This is a genomic window from Desulfitobacterium nosdiversum (assembly GCF_049860565.1).
GTDB lineage: Bacteria > Bacillota > Desulfitobacteriia > Desulfitobacteriales > Desulfitobacteriaceae > Desulfitobacterium_A > Desulfitobacterium_A nosdiversum.
Map to the genome: position 1 here is coordinate 3153669 of NZ_CP172056.1, position 18587 is coordinate 3172255.

At 41.0% G+C, this 18587-nt stretch carries 16 protein-coding genes; 1 reads left to right on the forward strand and 15 read right to left on the reverse strand.

Annotated elements, in window-relative coordinates:
* Nucleotides 1-3: 3 nt before the first annotated feature.
* The 5 genes from ACHOLT_RS15205 to rimO all read right to left on the reverse strand — a co-directional run bounded on the left by ACHOLT_RS15205 (nucleotide 4) and on the right by rimO (nucleotide 5575).
* Nucleotides 4-1260 carry a competence/damage-inducible protein A gene (locus ACHOLT_RS15205; RefSeq protein WP_425802315.1) on the reverse strand — a complete coding sequence of 419 codons (1257 nt, stop codon included), beginning with the start codon at nucleotides 1258-1260 and terminating at the stop codon, nucleotides 4-6.
* A gap of 223 nt (nucleotides 1261-1483) precedes the next feature.
* A complete protein-coding gene (locus ACHOLT_RS15210) occupies nucleotides 1484-2959 on the reverse strand; it encodes an AAA family ATPase (RefSeq protein WP_425802317.1) in 1476 nt (491 codons plus the stop codon).
* Nucleotides 2960-2981: 22 nt separating this feature from the next.
* Complete coding sequence (locus ACHOLT_RS15215; RefSeq protein ID WP_425802319.1) at nucleotides 2982-3491, reverse strand: hypothetical protein; 510 nt, start codon at nucleotides 3489-3491, stop codon at nucleotides 2982-2984.
* Between the two features lie 201 nt (nucleotides 3492-3692).
* Nucleotides 3693-4250, reverse strand: coding sequence for a CDP-diacylglycerol--glycerol-3-phosphate 3-phosphatidyltransferase (pgsA, locus tag ACHOLT_RS15220; RefSeq protein ID WP_425802321.1), 558 nt, complete (start codon nucleotides 4248-4250; stop codon nucleotides 3693-3695).
* Nucleotides 4247-5575 (reverse strand): 30S ribosomal protein S12 methylthiotransferase RimO, encoded by a 1329-nt coding sequence (gene rimO / locus ACHOLT_RS15225; protein ID WP_425802323.1) that lies wholly within the window; start codon nucleotides 5573-5575, stop codon nucleotides 4247-4249. Before rimO ends, pgsA begins: the two co-directional genes overlap by 4 nt.
* A gap of 242 nt (nucleotides 5576-5817) precedes the next feature.
* Here rimO and ACHOLT_RS15230 point away from each other — a divergent pair, with 242 nt between their 5' ends.
* On the forward strand, nucleotides 5818-6396 hold the full coding sequence (locus ACHOLT_RS15230; protein ID WP_425802325.1) for a hypothetical protein: 579 nt from the start codon (nucleotides 5818-5820) through the stop codon (nucleotides 6394-6396).
* Between the two features lie 45 nt (nucleotides 6397-6441).
* On the opposite strand, the gene ACHOLT_RS15235 is transcribed toward ACHOLT_RS15230, so the two are convergent.
* The 10 genes from ACHOLT_RS15235 to ACHOLT_RS15280 all read right to left on the reverse strand — a co-directional run bounded on the left by ACHOLT_RS15235 (nucleotide 6442) and on the right by ACHOLT_RS15280 (nucleotide 18587).
* Entirely contained in the window at nucleotides 6442-8466 is a 2025-nt protein-coding gene (locus ACHOLT_RS15235; RefSeq protein WP_425802327.1) for a YgiQ family radical SAM protein, read from the reverse strand.
* Between the two features lie 137 nt (nucleotides 8467-8603).
* Nucleotides 8604-9095, reverse strand: coding sequence for a YajQ family cyclic di-GMP-binding protein (locus tag ACHOLT_RS15240; RefSeq protein WP_425802329.1), 492 nt, complete (start codon nucleotides 9093-9095; stop codon nucleotides 8604-8606).
* Nucleotides 9096-9136: 41 nt separating this feature from the next.
* Nucleotides 9137-9958, reverse strand: a complete 822-nt coding sequence (locus ACHOLT_RS15245) for a helix-turn-helix domain-containing protein (protein WP_425802332.1) — start codon at nucleotides 9956-9958, stop codon at nucleotides 9137-9139.
* Between the two features lie 24 nt (nucleotides 9959-9982).
* Nucleotides 9983-10729 (reverse strand): DUF3388 domain-containing protein, encoded by a 747-nt coding sequence (locus ACHOLT_RS15250; protein WP_425802334.1) that lies wholly within the window; start codon nucleotides 10727-10729, stop codon nucleotides 9983-9985.
* Nucleotides 10704-11786 (reverse strand): tRNA 2-selenouridine(34) synthase MnmH, encoded by a 1083-nt coding sequence (gene mnmH, locus ACHOLT_RS15255; RefSeq protein WP_425802336.1) that lies wholly within the window; start codon nucleotides 11784-11786, stop codon nucleotides 10704-10706. Before mnmH ends, ACHOLT_RS15250 begins: the two co-directional genes overlap by 26 nt.
* Nucleotides 11787-11852: 66 nt before the next feature.
* The gene (locus tag ACHOLT_RS15260) at nucleotides 11853-14255 is read right to left on the reverse strand and encodes a DNA translocase FtsK 4TM domain-containing protein (protein WP_425802338.1); all 2403 of its coding nucleotides are present in this window, start codon (nucleotides 14253-14255) and stop codon (nucleotides 11853-11855) included.
* Nucleotides 14256-14469: 214 nt separating this feature from the next.
* Nucleotides 14470-15165, reverse strand: coding sequence for a ClpP family protease (locus tag ACHOLT_RS15265; RefSeq protein ID WP_425802341.1), 696 nt, complete (start codon nucleotides 15163-15165; stop codon nucleotides 14470-14472).
* 93 nt (nucleotides 15166-15258) lie between these two features.
* Nucleotides 15259-17178 (reverse strand): LTA synthase family protein, encoded by a 1920-nt coding sequence (locus tag ACHOLT_RS15270; protein ID WP_425802343.1) that lies wholly within the window; start codon nucleotides 17176-17178, stop codon nucleotides 15259-15261.
* A 291-nt stretch (nucleotides 17179-17469) separates the two neighbouring features.
* Entirely contained in the window at nucleotides 17470-18165 is a 696-nt protein-coding gene (locus ACHOLT_RS15275; RefSeq protein WP_425802346.1) for a VIT1/CCC1 transporter family protein, read from the reverse strand.
* Entirely contained in the window at nucleotides 18162-18587 is a 426-nt protein-coding gene (locus ACHOLT_RS15280; protein WP_425802349.1) for a C-GCAxxG-C-C family protein, read from the reverse strand. Before ACHOLT_RS15280 ends, ACHOLT_RS15275 begins: the two co-directional genes overlap by 4 nt.

Sequence of the window (18587 nt, forward strand, 5' to 3'; positions counted from 1 at the left end):
AAATTATAATGTACTCCTTTCAACCTTTAACAAATACTGACGAACTAAATCTAGGGCAGCCATCACGGACAATTGCCGAACAGACTCCCTCTGGCCTTGAAACTGAAATTTGTTCGCTTGGACACCTTCCGGAGTAGCCAGTCCAATATAAACTAAGCCCACCGGCTTTTCATTGCTTCCTCCGCCCGGACCCGCAATTCCCGTAATGCCAACCGCTAGATCTGCGCCTGACCGCTCTTTTACTCCAGCAGCCATTTCGCGTGCAGTTTCTGGACTCACTGCCCCGTACGTTTGAAGGGTTTGAGATTTAACTCCTAGAAATCCTTCTTTTAAAGAATTAGAATAACTCACGACCCCGCCCAAATACGTTTCTGAACTACCTGGCTCTTGGGAAAGACTTGCTCCTAATAACCCTCCTGTGCAGGATTCAGCGGTCGCAATCGTCAGCCCTCTGGATAATAGAATCGAGTTGACAATCCCAAGCATGGTTTCATCGTCTTTTCCAAATACTCCTGCTCCCAAACGTTCTCGAATAATCCGCTCATTCTTATCTAAAACCTCTAAGGCATGCTGCTCATCGTCACTTCTGACGACAAGTCGGATATGCATCTCCGAACTCTTAGCGAGCAACGACATCCCAAGTTGATCATTCCCCATCAAATCCTGGAGGGCTTGTTCAATTTTGGATTCTCCCCAGCCGAAACTCTTTATCACACGGCTGTACATCCGTCCCGAACCACTGAATACCAACTTTTCCAAAAAAGGAAATACATCGTGATCGAACATTGGCTTCATTTCAGAAGGAGGACCTGGCAGAATGACCACTGTTTTCCCCTGTGACTGAAGTATTGCACCAGGTGCTGTTCCATGATCATTCGTCAGTATTTGTGAACCCTCAGGGAAGTAAACTTCTTTTTCTTCAGTTTTAGGCATAGCAGAACCGCGGCTCGAAAAAAAGTGTTGGACACGCTCAAGGCTGTCCTTGTCGAGCTGCATCTTCAAGCCTAGGACCTTGGCGACCAATTCTTTCGTCATATCATCAACAGTAGGACCCGTCCCACCGGTTGTCAAAACGAGATCAGAACGGTTTAAAGCCTGCTTTAATACCGCTTCAACTCGATCTTGGTTATCTCCTACCGTAGTATGGAAATCCACTTCAATCCCAAGCTCGGATAATTTGCCCGTTATATAATGGGCACTGGTATTTAGAGTTTGTCCGAGTAATATTTCTGTACCCGTAGCGATAATTTCAGCCTTCATAGTATTTTATCACTCTCCACTATTAAACGCAATCTAACATTTGCTTTCTTCACCTACTAAGGTTTCCCAATGCTTCCTTATTTATTTCTCAGCGTTTGCAAAGTTATCCTGCTTCAAACATGTATCTTTTGCATAATAAGGGTAAACAAAAAACTCAGCAAAGCTGAGTTTTTATCGTATTTTAAAATTTTTAATATAGTTTTTTTTGGGGAGTCTGTGGTATTTAGGCAATTCTAACTTCTAAATATGAACGAAGTTTCTCGCCGCTAATCGTTTCTTCCTCCTGCAAGATCTCTGATAACTGGATTAAGACAGTCTTTATGTCCTGAATGATCCGTTTTGTTTGCAATTCCAAATCATTAAGGATATTCCGTGTGACTTTTTGGCGCTGGTCAGCACTAAGGTTGCCGACATCAATAACGCCAAGTTCAGACATACCTGATGCTAAAATTTTTTCGACCAGCCGCAGGGCCTGTTCATAATCCCCAGCGGAACCTGTACTCCGTGCTCCTAAAATCTCTTCCTCCGCTAAAGCCCCAGCCAACGCAATCATGATCTGCTCTTCAAGCATGCTTTGTGTATAGAGATAAAGGTCATCTTTTGGGTAATGACGAACATAGCCTAAGGCATTGCCCCGAGAACGAATTGAAATCTGAGAAACAGAATGGGGATGAAGATGCTCCGCAAGTAAAGCATGACCACTTTCATGTATGGCAACTCTTTTAAGTTCTTCATCAGTTGGCTTACGATCTAGTTTTTCACCCAACATCACTTTCTCAACAGCTTCTCGCAAATGGAGCATCGTTATTTCTTCAACATTATTTCTAAGGGCAAAAACTGCAGCTTCATTCGCTACACTTTCAAGATGTGCACCTGAAAAACCAAAGGTTTCCTGCGCTATCTTTTCTAAATTTACATCCTTGGCCATTGGTTTGTTGCGGGTATGAATAGTCAAGATCGCAAGTCGTCCTTCTTTATCCGGCAAGTCTACCTTAACTGAACGGTCAAATCGCCCCGGCCTCAGCAAAGCGGAATCAAGTGCTTCCGCACGATTGGTAGCCGCTAAAACGAGAATTCGGATTCCTTCTTCGGTTCCCAATCCATCCATCTCAACTAAGAGTTGATTAAGGGTTTGATCATACTCATGATGTGAAATGTTACTTCCACGTTTGGCTCCTAGAATATCGATTTCATCAATAAATAGAATTGCACTTGATTTTTTCTCTTTCCGTGCGCACTCTTTTGCACGCCGAAATATACTGCGAACCCGTTCTGCCCCTACTCCGGCATACATTTCAACAAATTCACTTCCGGATATCGCCAGAAATGAAGAGTTAGTATAGTGTGCGGCTGCTTTAGCTAAGAGGGTTTTCCCGGTTCCAGGCGGTCCGGATAAAAGAATTCCTTTCAAAGGGCGGATGCCAAGCGCTTTCATACGATCTGAATAAATAAGGAAATCTAATGCCTCTTGCAGCTCTTTCTTTGCCGCATTTTGTCCTCCAATATCCTCAAAATCTATTGAAGTAGTTGAGATTTGTATTCCTTTTCCCGTCGTTTTGAGAACCTGTCTTTGTATAACGAGTTTCCATATCATAAATCCAAGACCACCTAAAAGAGCGAGAGGAAGGACGTTATATCCCATCACCCATAGGAAAAAGAACAATCCTACTCCCGTTCCCAAGGCTAAATCCAACAGCATGCCTTAACCTCCTTCTATTGCCTCATGATTCTAAAAACTTTCCTTGGGCATGGCGCTCTATGACTTCTACCAATTGAGCTTGTCCCTTGGTTAAGTTTAAATAGATTCCTTCATTATCCATGCTCAGCTCCAGGGTCACACCTGCCTGATCAGCCAGCTCCTGCAGTTTCCGCTGCATTTCTGTAAAATTACCGCGGGCAACAGATTCTTGCAATGGGAACTCCATCTGAGCCAGAACTTTTTCCAATTCCGGGGTTCTCTGATCATTAAAGCGAATAGGGCGTTGTCCGGCAATATTTTCGAGCTGCTCTCCTACCTTTTTTAAATTCTGAACATGATCAACTTTAACCTCCAGAATTTGCTGTCCATTTTCAGTAACAACTTGGGCTGATAAAACACCACTAATCTGACGGCTATCTTTTACTAACTGCCCATTCGTCCAATTATTTTTATACAGAATTTGACCGCCTAATAAAAGGCCAAAAATGAGCATTCCTATAAGGCTAACCCTTGCAATCCTTTGTTTCATCATTAGTGTCTGTCCCCTCCGTTTACGGATCCAATATATCAATTGCTATATCACATTATAGCATGTATGATATATGATATTGATATATAATTTTATCCAATAATGTCAGGATCATCTTCTAAACAGATATCTATAAAACAAAAAAGAATTTTCCTATGTGGAAAATTCTTTTTTTATACCTCTATGTAACTTTAAAAAAACATTTTATTTTTTAAGGATCTTCTTCATCTTAATTAGGTAATCCATTCCTGAAAGAATTGTAAAGAATAAAGCAATATATAGGAACGGCTTACCGACCGGAATATGTAGAAGTGAAAACGGCCAATCATTTAAAAGAATAGCTGAAATTGCAATAACCTGAGTTACCGTTTTAATCTTGCCCAGCTTACTCGCGCTAATAATTGTACCATCAGCAGCGGCAATTGCTCTAAGACCCGTTACCGCAAATTCTCGTCCTAAAATCACCCAAGCGACCCAGGCGGGTACCTCTCCAAGCTCAACCAACGAGATCAATGCTGCTGATACCAAGAGTTTATCTGCTAACGGATCCATAAACTTGCCAAGGTTAGTCACCTGCCCCCGCTTGCGAGCAATATAGCCATCTAACCCATCTGTTGTTGCAGCTAAAATGAAGATCAAAGCCGCTACAACATTTTGATAGGGTATAATCGAATGACCCTTAGCATCTTGGATAAGCAAAAAGGCCATAAAGATCGGTATTAAAAATATTCGGGCTAAAGTGAGTCGATTGGGTAAATTCACGAAACAACCTCTCCCATTAAGTCATAGCTGTCGACATCTTGGATTTTAACTTGAGCAAATTCGCCGATTATTAATTCTGCTGAGGAATTAACATAGACAGAACCGTCAATTTCCGGTGCGTCCCCTTCAGAACGTCCAAGGAATCTTCCGTCTGGTAATTTTTCTTCAATTAAAACCTTTAAAAGCTGCCCCCGCCAACGTTGCTGGCGTTCAAGGGATATTGTTTGCTGCAGCTGCATAAGTTCTTCGCAGCGTTTTTCGCGGACATCTTCCGGTACTTGGTCCTTGCGTTTCGCTGCCGGGGTCGATTCTTCTTGAGAGTAGGCAAAAGCACCTAGGCGGTCAAAACCAACGAACTTTACAAAATCAAGAAGATTTTTAAACTGAGTTTCCGATTCACCTGGGAAACCCGTAATCATCGTGGTTCGAATACGGATATCCGGCATTGCCTGGCGCAGCTTTTGGATGAGAAACTCTGCATCCTCGCGGGTTCCCCGCCGATTCATTTCCTTAAGGATCTGATTATCCGCATGCTGCAACGGTATATCCAAATATCGGCAGACTTTAGGCGTATCTTTCATCGTTTGAATAAGCTCATCGGTAAACAAATCCGGATAGCAATACATGAGACGAATCCATTCTATTCCCTCAATATCAGCAATTTTACGGATTAAAGACGGCAATCGATATTCACCATAAAGGTCTATTCCATAACGCGTTGTATCCTGAGCAATTAAAAGAATTTCTTTAACGCCTTCCTCTGCCATGTGTTGGGCTTCGCGAATAATCGATTCCTCAGGTCTGCTGCGAAAACGTCCTCTAACGTGAGGAATTATGCAATAGGTACAATAGTTATCGCACCCTTCCGCTACCTTAACATATGCATAATGCTTCGGCGAAAGACGATTTCTTGACATTGTATCATTATAGAGGAATTGCGGAATATCGAGTGATACATGCCGTGTCTTCTGAATTTGGGCTTCCTCAACGACCTCAAGAATCTCAGCGACATTACCTGTTCCCAGGATTCCGTCAAGTTCAGGAATCTCAGCCATCAACTCCTCACCATACCGTTGAGCTAAACAGCCCGCAGCGACTAACGTTTTACATTGACTGTCTTCTTTAAACTGAGCCATCTCCAAAAGAGTATTAATTGATTCTTCTTTAGCTCGTTCAATAAAAGTACAAGTATTTACGATGATTATATCCGCTTGCTCGGGATCTTTAACTAAGCAGTATTTTTCACTCATACGACCGGACATAATTTCACTGTCGACTTGATTTTTCGAACATCCGAGCGTAACTATAGCGACACTTTTACTCAAAAATTACACCTCAATATTTGCAACCTAATACACTCTTTACCTAGTATAAACCAACTTTTCCTAAGGTGTCAAAAACTTATCAGACATAATTCTGCAAAAGTAATAAATAAGAATGATTCACAAGAACACTTTTTTCCTATAATATAGGGGTATAAAGAAAACCTTACTGATGTGGATTTTTAAATTCATATGAAGTATAGTTGATCTTATCCCCGATGAGGATAAAGCGAGGTGCCTGAACTATGAAAGAACTCTCTCCTGTAGATTTATGCGGCTGCGGCGATACCGGTTACTTAATTCTGCGAACAATTCCTGTCGATTTAGCGCAAGGTCTCGGTCATATTCATAAAGTTCCAAGTTATCATTGCGGGAACAAACTTTGTGACCAATATACTCTTCCTTCGCCTGTCGTCAGTCGTATTGATGATTTAGCGGATATTATGGAACAAAAGGAGTTGAACTCCATCGATTTTTATTGGGAAGGCCAAGAAGAAGAATCTCAAAATTCCTTCTCTCTTGCTGAAGCATTTATTTGGAAATTTTCTCAACGGAAATATGAAGATGCTGAGGTTAGCTTTGTACACAACGGGCAAACCGTTATATTTCATAGTTTGCTTGATGCTACTGAATTTTACGAACTCAAGTATCTGCATACCGATGAAAAAGGGACTTGGTTTTCTTTTGTTAAATTCTATTCCGAGGAACCGCTCACACTTGAAAATTATCTTGATTTTGAACCTCCGTATACGAAGGAACTCGGAGTTATGAATATGGATGAAGTTGAAGAAACTTTGGTGGATATGTTTGGGTCTGCTATTTAATTTTACTCTAATTCGATTTTTCTATTCAAAAGCACGTTCGCTTTTTCAGGTGTTCGTGCTTTTTTGCTTTGTCTTTCTTTTCGGTTCCGCTTGAAGGGATTCCACCCCTCTTAATTCTTTCATTTTTGTTTTATTCTTTGTATTCTTATTTTCTTTCTTTCCTGAGTCGGAGTTTCTTGACCTTGTCCCTGGACTTTTCAACTCGGTCTTCCCTGTTTTGCCTTTTCGGTCATTTATTCTTCTTGTGCCAGTATCTTTTGAAAAACGTCTTGCATCTACTTTAGCCTCTCCATCTGTTCTGCTTGACTTTCGGAAATTCCTGGGTCGGATCAGACACTTCGGACCATATCCAATAAGGTCTTCACGATGCGCCTTTTTCAATGCCCTTTCAACAAGATCATAATTTTTCGGATTACGGTACTGAATCAAGGCACGCTGCATTGCCTTTTCTTCCATACTTCGGGGAACATAGACGCTTTCCAACGTCCGTGGATCTAAGCCGGTATAATACATACATGTTGACAAAGTACCCGGTGTAGGAATAAAATCCTGAACTTGTTCTGGATTTACCCCCATATCCCGTACATATTCTGCTAATTCAATGGCTTCTTTTAGACTGCTTCCCGGGTGAGAAGACATGAGGTATGGAACAAGGAATTGCTTTTTCCCCAGCTTGTCATTGATCTCTTTAAAGGACTTAGTAAATGTTTCATAAACCTTTTTACCCGGTTTTCCCATCCTTTTTAGGACGACATCGCTGACATGCTCGGGAGCAACTTTAAGCTGACCACTCACATGATGCTCGCAAAGCTCCCGCAAAAAGTCCGTATTTTTATCCGCAAGGACAGCATCAAAACGAATTCCCGATCGTACAAAAACTTTTTTTACTTTTGGCAGACTTCTGAGACGGCGTAACAAATGAATATATTCACCGTGATCGACATCGATTTGCGAGCAGGGAGCTGGATAGAGACACTGCCGATGCGGGCAAGCTCCTCTTTTCAACTGGGCTTTACAGGCTGGGCGCCGAAAATTTGCAGTCGGTCCTCCAACATCATGAATATATCCTTTGAAACCAGGATGCCAGATCAATCCTTCCGCTTCGTGAACGATCGATTCTTCACTTCGACTTTGGACAATTCTACCCTGATGAAAAGTCAACGCGCAAAAAGAACAAGAACCAAAACATCCCCGCGTACTGACTAAGCTAAACTCTACCTCGCGGATAGCAGGAACACCGCCCTCAGCTTCATACATTGGATGGTATGTTCCCATATACGATAAGGCATAAACCGCATCCATCTCAGGTTGAGTCAGTGGCAGTCCCGGAGGATACTGGAGCACTCCTTCGCTGCCATGTGCTTGGAACATAGCTTGTCCGCGAAAAGGATCTTGCTGGTTGTATTGAATCCAAAAAGCTTCCGCATATTTTCGTTTGTCATCAAGAACATCCTTAAATGAAGGAATCTCGATTACGTTTTCAGGAGGTTCTCCTTTCCAATGAACCATGGTTCCCCTAATCCCATAAATTTCACGAGCAGATTTTCCGGACTCCAACTGTTTTGCGATTTCAACCGTCGCTTTTTCTCCCATACCAAAAACCATTAAATCTGCCTGACTATCCACGAGAATAGAATGCTTAACCTTATTGCTCCAAAAGTCATAATGGGCAAATCGACGCAAGGAGGCTTCAATACCCCCCAAAACTATGGGAAGCCCTGGAAACGCTTCTCGAACACGATTTGAATAAACAATTGCCGAGTGGTCTGGCCGAAGTCCTGTTTTTCCTCCCGGAGAATAGACATCCTTTGATCGTTTCTTCTTAGCAGCCGTATAATGATCAACCATCGAATCGAGATTGCCCCCAGTAATCATACAAGCCAGCCTTGGGCGTCCCAAGGCTTGAAAGGACTGAAGATTTTTCCAGTCAGGCTGAGCAATTATGCCCACACGATAACCTTCTTTTTCTAACACCCTAGAAATAATAGCAATTCCAAATGTAGGATGGTCAACATAAGCATCACCGGTTATAAGAAGGAAATCGAGTTCCGCCCAACCCCGTTTCTTCATGTCTTCTCGATTTACAGGTAAAAATTGTGGGGTTTTGATAAAACCACTTCCATTTCCTCAAAGTCAAATCTCCCACCAAAAGTGGGAGATCTATAAATCGTAAATTTTTCAATTAGCAAGAGCAAAAACATCTTAACCTAACGATAATTAATAAATTGCAGATCAATACCTAAATCCTGCTTACGGAGTAGAGCAATAACCGCCTGAAGGTTATCTTTATCCTTTCCCGAAACCCGTACCTGATCACCTTGAATCGAACTGGATACTTTAATCTTACTATCCTTAATCATTTTATTTATCTGTTTTGCCTTTTCCTGAGATATCCCCTGAACGAAATTTACTTCCTGACGAACAGTATCACCGGCAGCAGGCGAAATTTTCCCATAATCTAAAGCTTTCAATGAAACCTGCCGCTTTACTAATTTACTTTCTAAAATATCCGTTACATTGTGCAGTTTAAAGTCATCATCCGAAATCAAAATAAGCTTATTTTCCTGCAATTCAATCGAAGATTTACTATTTTTAAAATCAAAACGCTGTTCGATTTCCTTCTGAGCCTGATGAACTGCATTAGTGACTTCCTGCATATCAATCTGTGAAACAATATCAAATGAAGATTCCTTAGCCAAAGCTCTCTCTCCTATCAACCATGTTGTTTTTATGAATAAAATTATTGAGGTTGAACTGAGGTTTGGGGAGTTTGTGTTGAAAGTTGATTTAAGGTATCTTTCGTTAAAACAACATTATGCACAACTTGCCCGGATGCACCCAAGCTTGGTATAGCTTTCCCATTAAGCGTGATACTGATACCTCCAGCATTACCTACAGTGACAAGTTCAATCTTTTCATTAGCCGTAAGCTCTTTTGTTGTTCCCTGGGTATTTGTTCCTTCAAGAGCTTGTTTACCGTCTACATTAACGACAACCCAGCAAGGTTGGGTAAAAACAAGCTGTGCTTTCAGCCCCTCTGTTGTCGCTGCCATTGCATTAGGAACACTTTGTTGATTGCTATCGGAATTTGTTTGAGATTGAGCATTACTTGCATCTCCCGCAGATTTAGGCTGTTCCACCTTAGGGGCACTTGGCAAAGGTGCAGGAGTGTAATCTGAGGCAGTGGTATTTTCTTTCTGCTTGGTCATTGCAGCAATACCTGCCACAGTTCCAATGGCTAACAATCCGACTACAACAGCAATCATAGGTCTAACCCAGACTGGTCTTTTACGAGGAATCGTTAGTACCGGCTCAATTTTCGGCTGAAATACAGGTTCATTTGCTTTATATAGTTCAACGATTTCCTCGGGATTTAATCCGAGATTTTTCGAATATGTGCGTAAGAACCCCCGAACATAAGTCGCACCCGGTAAAATACTATAGTTTTCAGCCTCCATCGCTTCAAGGTAGCGCACACGAATCTTGGTTACTTCTTCAGCTTGAAGCAAACTCCACCCTTTTTCTTCACGTGCTGTTCGAAGGAGCTGTCCCTCGCCTGCCATTTTAAAAACCCTCCTTAAAAATATTTAACTTACATCAAAAGAAGAAAAGCTTGTCGTCACATCTTCGATACGAATCTCATCTTCAGAATAATTTCGAATCTCAATTATAAAATCAAATTCGATCGGGAACCGCCCGTCTCTAAGCATAACATCAGGATGTTCAATAATTTTGGGTGTTGACAGTGTTAATATTTTGGATAGCAGTTCCCAATGTTCATCATTTCCACGTGAGGTGCTTGTTATCCCATCAATGAGAAATATGCTTTCCTTTACTTCTTCTAACATAAGTTTTGTTCGTAATGTTTGTCTAAGAATTGTCGAGGAAATTAAAGTCCATTTTTTATTTGCATAGACGCATGCTGCAATCGCCGCTTCAGTTTTACCCACTTGAGGCATACCGCGGATGCCAATAACTTGATTCCCGCCCTGGGCTAAGGTATCCCCTAAAAAATCGACTAATACGCCGAATTCCTCACGCAAAAAGCGATAAGTTGGCGGATTAATTTCTGCCATATCCAAGCGACGTCCATGACGAATGGCAACACGATCCAACAAAGTGGGAATGCGAAAGGCAGTAACCTTTATAGAATCGATGTGAAAAACAACATCTTTTAAGGCATTAAGCTTGTCCTCCGAAGGTACTTCCAATAAAAATCCACGACGAGATTGATCGATACTCGTTACCGAAAGAATATTTATTTCCAACATACCTAACAGTGTTGTCACTGCACCCAGCAATCCAGGCTTATTTTGCTGAATTTCGTATTCCAAATAGAGATGCTTCACTGGGTTCAGACATTCGCTCGTCAAGATAGTTTTCCAACTCCCTTGTGGCCTGTTCCGGGATGGCCTGACAGATATTAAAAGCATAATCTGCACTGGATTCATTGGGATATCGATAAAGTGTGTCGTAGTACTCTAAAAGATTTTCTGTAAACTCATATAATCGTTTTTCCTCTAACAGTCCTTTATACTCCTCAAGCTTCTTACGTCCCAAGTTCTTATCTAAGCGGAGAAGAGCTGCTCTAATCTGAGGAATTGCTTCTGATATATTCGCATACTCCTTAAGTAAACGATTTACTCGATTTTTAATCGAATCATAAACAAGGACTTGAGTTCCTTCTTGCATAGCCTGATGAAATTTGTTCGGCAAGGACACCCGCCCGATGCGTTTACTTTCACATTCTACCACAATATATGAATGTCTTTGCGCTTTAACTCTTTTTAGCTCTTCATAAAGTGAGGACTCAAACGTTTTTTGGGAAGGCGGTGCTCCTAATCCTACATCACCAAAGACAGAGCCCCTATTATTGGCTAATCCTTCCAGATCAATTGCTGGATAACCATCTTCGCGTAATTGCTTTAGAATTTCTGTTTTGCCAACACCTGTATTCCCTCTCAGAACAACAACTTTAAACGCAAGCTCTTGGTCAAAAAACTCTACGACCTTTTTTCGATAGGATTTATAGCCTCCTTGCAATCGATAAACGGGCACACCCATAAGATCAATCACCGTTGCCAAGGATTTGCTTCTCATTCCCCCCCGCCAGCAAAAAAGAACGAGTGAACCCTGTTCTGACCATTGTTTAGCCTTATTAATCAAGTCGGGTAATTTGGGGCTTACAATCCTAAGCCCTTCCTCCCGGGCTAAGGCCGGCGATATCTGGGTATAAATTGTCCCTACCTTTGCCCTTTCCTCATTATTAAAAAGGGGAAGATTAAGCGCCCCTGGAATGGTCGCTTCCTGATATTCTCCCTCTGAACGGACATCCACCAAAACAGATTTCTCTAAATTTACCAATTCTTCTACAGTAATCTCTCGGATCATATCAATTCCCTTCTGGAAAAACGTAATTCTCTTTTTATCATAAATCTATCCCGCGAAATCTGCAACTTATTTTCCGACAACATCATCCATTAATCCAAATTTTTGTTCAAATTGCCCGCGGGTCATCAATACTTCACGAGGTTTTGAGCCCTCATACCCGCCAACAACTCCTTTTTCCTCAAGCAAATCCATAAGTCGTGCTGCTCGCGTATAGCCAATTCTAAGCCGTCGCTGGAGGAGCGAAACGGAGGCATTACCAGATTCAATAAATAAGAGTGAGGCTTGATGAAACAGCTCGTCTCCTGCTGTTTCGACTTTTCCTCCGCCAACTTCAATATTCGGAATTTCTTGATATTCCGGCACCGCTTGATTTTGTAGAAAACGAACAACATTTTCAACTTCTTTGTCAGCCAGGAAACATCCTTGGACACGTATCGGTTTGCTGGCTCCCATAGGATAATAAAGCATATCTCCTCGTCCCAATAATTTTTCAGCACCTGCCATGTCAAGAATCGTTCTTGAATCGATCTGCGAGGAAACCGCAAATGCTATTCGTGACGGAATATTTGCCTTAATCAAGCCCGTTATAACATCGACCGAAGGTCTCTGCGTAGCAATAATAAGATGAATACCTGCTGCCCGAGCCATTTGAGCCAAACGGCAGATCGAATCCTCCACATCCCCTGGGGCAACCATCATTAAATCAGAAAGTTCATCGATAATGACAACGACATAGGGAAGAGCCGGTGAGTCATCTTTCTTTTCTTGGTTCTTCAAAAAATTATACCGTACAATGTCACGCACACCTGTTGCAGCAAACAACTCATACCGTGTTTCCATCTCAGTGACTATCCACTTAAGAGCTCCTGCTGCCTTTTTGGGATCCGTAACGACAGGGGCAATTAAATGAGGGATTCCGTTATAATTCGTTAATTCAACCATTTTCGGATCGACAAGCAAAAATTTAACTTCATCCGGACGTGCCTTAAATAGAATACTATTGATCAGCGTATTAACACACACCGATTTTCCCGAACCTGTAGCCCCTGCAATCAAAAGATGCGGCATTTTGGCTAAGTCGGCAATAATAGGGGTCCCCGTAATATCTTTGCCCAAAGTCATAGATAGTTTACTATTTGAATTTTGAAATTCTGGTGTTTCCAGAACCTCACGGAAATGAACGGTCGCAATCTCTTGGTTCGGGACTTCAATCCCTACAACTGATTTCCCAGGTACAGGGGCCTCAATCCGAACATCGGAGGCTGCTAAACTTAAAGCAATGTCATCCGCAAGATTTGTAATCCTGCTGACTTTAACCCCTGGCGCCGGTTGTGCTTCATAACGCGTAATAGCCGGTCCTTGAGTAACGTGCGTAACCTTAACTTTTACTCCAAAATTACCCAGTGTATCTTCGAGAATTTTGACATTATCAGCTAAATCTTTATTAATGCGCGGATTTTTAACCTTTAATGATTTGTTCAAAAGCGCAAGGTTCGGTAATTGATAGACATTACTATCATTTTGAACTTGTCTCGAAATTGGGGTTCCCGTAAGTTTACCCGGAGGTAAGATACTCCCCGAATTGCTGTTCTTCTCACTATCCGTAGTCGCTTGATTGGCAAAATCAAAACTGGATTGTGTTATTTCCGCCGAATCGGTTTTCTTAGCTTCGGCCTCCTCTGCTGGTGATGGCATACTATCCTGTAACGTTTTAATGACAAGCGGTCTTTCAGCGACCTCGGGCTCCAATGCTTTATTCATAAGATGAGGTTCCTCTTTAATGTCTTTTCTCTTCGGAGTTTTTTTCGTTGCCTTTTTATCAGAGAAATCCGTTTCCGAAACAGCTTCCTGCTTTTCCACAACATCCGGGTCTTGAACAACATAAACAAATTCTCCGACCTGCTCTTTCACCCATTCGCCCGTTTGTTTGCCTATTTGTTTGACTTCCCGTATCCCTCCAATTAATGAGCGGTTTGTGACAAGTAACGCGCTAATTAAAGCCATCATAATCAGGATCACATATCCTCCAGTAATCCCAACAGAAGATTTTAAAAGGATTGCAATCCCTGCTCCGACTATTCCTCCGCCTTGTCCCGCTTTCCCAGCCTGCCAAAGGTCACTGCTCGAAAAAGCCTCCACTCCAGGGAGCTGAAAGTGCAAAATCCCTTCTAAAACAAGCCAAAGAAGGAACACACCGGTACTCCTCCACACATTTTCTTGATGGCGTCGGTTCATATAATTAATTCCCCAAAGTCCGAATAGAATAAGAATCCAAATTCTCCCTGATCCTGCCAGAACAGTTAGAGCCTCCTTCAATTTTCCGCCAATATATCCGCTCGGTCCCGAGTAAAGTGCAACAATACCAAGTGCCGCTAAACCTAATGCAAAAATACCTACAACTTCATGCCGTACAGTTTCCTGTAGTGATGGTCTTTTTTTCACTGCGCGGGGCATTCTTTTCTTCGCCACAATAAATCCCCTTACCTTATGATTTATCTTTATCTATAACGCTAAGCTCTTATAGATTCGCTGTATAAGCCAAATTCACCTTTTATATATGCCATTTATTTCCTGAATCAGGACTACCCTATCTTTTAGTATAATATAGATGCTTTTATTCTGCATAGGAAAAGATAAATCTTAATTTAAATAAAAAAGCGGGCAATTTTTGCCCGTTTTCTAATTAATTTTGTTCTTCTTCCTTGATTAGCCGATTGATTTCAGCATAAGCATCTTTTAAGCCGCCGACAGAATCAATCAATCCTATATCAACTGCATCCTGTCCCACAAGAATTGTTCCTATATCTTGGGCTAACTCACCCGTCGCAAACATCAACTTTCGGAGACCTTCCTGCGATATTTTTGAATGTTCAATGATAAAACGATTGATTCTCTCCTGCATTTTTTGCAGATATTCAAATTGTTGATGTCCATTAATCACTAAACCTGTATAACGAATGGGATGGACCGTCATCGTTCCTGTTGGAGAGATAAAACTTTTGCTGCTGCTCACAGCAATCGGGATTCCGATACTATGTCCACCCCCGAGAACAAGCGATACACTGGGTTTGCTTAAACTGCTGACTAACTCAGCAATGGCAAGCCCCGCTTCCACGTCTCCTCCAGCTGTATTTAAAATCAATAAAACGCCTTCGATCTTAGGATTTTGTTCAACTGCAACAAGTTGAGGAATTACGTGTTCGTACTTCGTCGCTTTAGATTGAGGCGGCAATATCTGATGCCCCTCAATTTGCCCAACTACGGTTAAGCAAAAAATATTCTCAGCAGGTTCGGGAATTTTAATTTGCCCCAAATCCTTAAGGTTCTGAACTTGTGGATTCTTAAAAGCTTCATCCAAAGCTTCATCATTTTTTAGCATGAGTTGACACTCCTTCAGTCGCATATCACTTCGATTCTATTATTATGGAAGACTCGTGTCATAAACATGCAAGGCACAGAAATTTATTCCGTATTAATTTTTATTTTCTTTGTCTTCAGGTTTAAAATAATTGCTGCGTAAGATTAAATCCGCGAGGTCAATCCCTTCAATCGCTTTGTTTTCCTCCTCTTGCGAGACAGAAGCGCCAATATATTCACCATTAGCCAAGACGGCAAAACTTTTCTGGGTATTCAGCAAGTTTCGACCAAAGGTTGTATTTTCATATTGATCTTCTGGTATCCCCATTAGGTAAGCCAAGGTTGGATAAAGGTCGATTTGACCACCAATCGTCTTAATTTCCTGCCCTTTTTGTCCTTTATGATAAATAATTAGAGGAATGCGCTTGGAATCATCGAGCCACCAACTTTCTTGCGGCTTAATCGCTTTAACCTCATCATTATAATACTTATGAACGCCCGTATGATCGCCATAGATCGCAATGGTTGTATGCTCAAGGATTCCCTTTTCCTCAAGCGTCTTTAAAAATATTCCCAGCTGTTCATCCGTGTAATGAATACTTTGGAAATACCCTCCAAGCTTTGTCTTATTCAGCGTCTCGTCTAATTTTAACGTCTGATATTGCTCCGGCAAGTCAAAGGGGCTGTGACTGCTTAAAGTTACGACAAAATTATAGAAGGGGGCTTTTTCTTGGGTAATTATCGGGGCAAGTTGTTTAAGGTAGCTTCCATCACTAAGCCCTAAACCGATTTGTTCATCCTGGATAAAATGACTTGCATCAATCGTCTTCTGAAAACCAATCGATTGCAATGCCGGCATCCAGTTCCATAGTGATCCTTTATCCGCATGAACAGCAACAGTACTATACCCTAGTTTTTCCATCAATTTGGGCAAGGAATTATAAGTATTTTGAGGAAAACGGAAAAATGTAGCCCCACTGCGTACGGGATAAACTGAAGTATTTGTCATCAAATCCGCATCTGAGCTATTCCCGTTATACACCTGTTCATAATAATTCGAGAAATATAAGCTGTTATTAAGCAATCGATTTAGATTCGGTGTAATTTCCTGACCATTGATCTTTTGGTTTATAACGAAGTTCTCAAGAGATTCAACTTGAATAACCAACAGATTTTCGCCTTTATAAAGGCTTGCATATTGATTGGGGGGCAGATTCTCCTGTTTTGTTGCAAACCATGAATGTATATTCTGCTTTTCTTCCGGTGATAACTCATAAGGCTTTGTATCTTCATAATAATTATAGAGGTCATAAAGATGATAACCTACCGGCGATAAATTGGTTAACGTTTGATTGGGGGCCCAAGCCACACGGAAAAGCATTGTATCATCATTGCCCTTGAGGTCAAGCTGTACATGCTGATAATAAATAGCTGAAACTGAAACAACAATTAACATTAAGGAAACTAGAACACTTCTTTCCGCTTTAACATAAATCTTCCGAAAAAGAAACCCAATAGCAGCAAAAAGAATTAAATCGATAACAAACAAGGAATCGATAGGGCGAAGCATAGAGACGATGGACGAAAACAAGTTATCTAGATTGGAGGACTGACTAAAGATAAAGGGGGTAAGAAAACTGCCGAATCCGCGAAAATACATCAAATCCCCAATCATCAAGCAAGAGATAATGAAATTAATCCAGAGCAAGGCCCAATAATGGCGTCTGCCTTTAAATAAGTAAGCAAGACTGGCAAAAATCAAAATAAAGAATACATAGACACTCAAAAGAGGAGCCGCATTAAAGCTGCTAAACGCTTTTAAGCGACTAAAATTCGTTCCATCATTATTGACTAGACCAATAAAAAGAATTGACTTTAATGTAAGTGAAATGACCGTTAAAAAGAATAATACATCTTTAATGAAGAAAAGTAATTTTGATTTTAATCCTAACCCATTTCCTTGAGGAGCAGGAATTAAAGGCGCTTGCCCTGCTTTCCTTGAGCGATAGGCTAAATCATCTTGATAATCCAGCAACAAAAACCCATCCTTTACACATTTAAATCTAATACAATATTATAACGAACAATTTATTCTCTCTTTACTACTTTTCTACATACTCTTAACAATCTTTCGATTACTTTTACATTTTTCCCTCTTTCTAAATAATACATAAGGATTATAGTGTTGTCACCTGGAATTTTTATATAAAATATAAAAATGTCCCCAGCCAAAAAAGCTAAGGACATTTTGCGCTATCTCACGGTTTTATAACCATGAAAATCCCTATTTTCTTTTAAGAGATCTTAAAAATTCGTATCCAATATATTAAGATATCAATTTAGCAAGTGCAAATGCAAAGCCTGCTGCTAAACCGCCAACGAGTGCTGTCTGTAATGCACTTTTTAGTGCCCCGGTCCCCGTAAATTTTCCCTTTACCCATCCGAAGCCAAAAAGTGCGGTAAGAGTAATTAAGATGGAAACAATCAGTGACTTATCTGCATTACCAATAAATATGTAAGGTGATAATGGAATAAAGCCCCCAAAAATATAGGAAAGTCCGATAGTTAGGGAGCTGTTCCGTGCCCTCTCCGGTTTGGGCTCTTCAAGGCCGAGTTCATATTTCATCATAAAATTAACCCAGCGCTCATCATCTGAAGTTATATCTTCAACTGCAGATTGAACATCCTTTTCTTTCAAACCCCATTCTCGTAAAAATACAGCTACTTCTTCCTTTTCTCTATGAGAAAGCTCACGAATTTCTCGATATTCTCGTTCTTTTTCAGCTAAATAGTGTTCACGATTGGTCCTGGCAGCTAAATATCCGCCTAATCCCATAGCAATTGAGCCTGCAGCAATTTCGGATATTCCTGCAATCACAACTAAAGAAGTATTCGAAACGGTTCCTGACAAACCGGCTGCAAGTGCAAAGGGTACAGTCAGCCCGTCAGCAATTCCAATAACAACATCTCCGATAAATTCGGATTCCGTGAAGTGTTGCTCAATATGTTTTACTTTTATCATTTCTTATCTCCCATATTCAAATAATTTAATGTCAACAATACAGCTTCTTTGGTTAACTTTTCACATAAATGAGGTGGATTATTCGGATGAAATCCTTGAGGTCTGAGATCTCTGCAGTTTAAACTGCCAAATTGTTTTTCGAATCCCCGGGAAAACTCATTGCAGATCGTTACTATTTCTTCATGGTCTAATCCTTTGGTTTTGCCCAGAATTCCAATGAGCATTATTGCACTTCCTACTAAGCCGCACTGAGCTCCATATCTCCCTGCTCCAGGAATACCCGTTGCCGCATCAAGAAGTTGAAAATACAAGTTAATATTAAATATTTGGGAAAGTGTAAGCAAAGAAGCTGTTATACAGTTTACATCCTCCTTCCAATAGAGCTCGTGGACTTTTTGATCGATAAGCTCCTGATATTGCAT